1 pseudogene is annotated in these 231 nt (G+C 47.6%); it reads right to left on the reverse strand.

Annotated elements, in window-relative coordinates:
• Positions 1-231, reverse strand: a pseudogene (locus AB4585_RS28900) (RNA degradosome polyphosphate kinase); the annotation flags it as partial.

Below are 231 nucleotides of genomic sequence, written 5' to 3' on the forward strand. Positions count from 1 at the left end.
CGTTTGGAAAGCCAATGAAGTCCTTGAAGTTATGATAGCGCCCACCCGGTATTAAGCTGTCATAGTTGGAGATCTCAAGTTTTCGGCATAGAAATTCTAGCATTTCACGTGGCATGTCTTTTTCGTAAACAAAGCGCACTGGCATAGCGGATAGACGCTGACTCAGGCCTTCCGACATTTGCTCAAGTAGGCTGTGCTCAACCTCGTGACTGAGATCGTACTCCGCATCTC

Origin of the sequence: Vibrio sp. 10N.222.49.C9 (genome assembly GCF_041474985.1) — a bacterium.
In the GTDB taxonomy this organism is placed as follows: domain Bacteria; phylum Pseudomonadota; class Gammaproteobacteria; order Enterobacterales; family Vibrionaceae; genus Vibrio; species Vibrio crassostreae_C.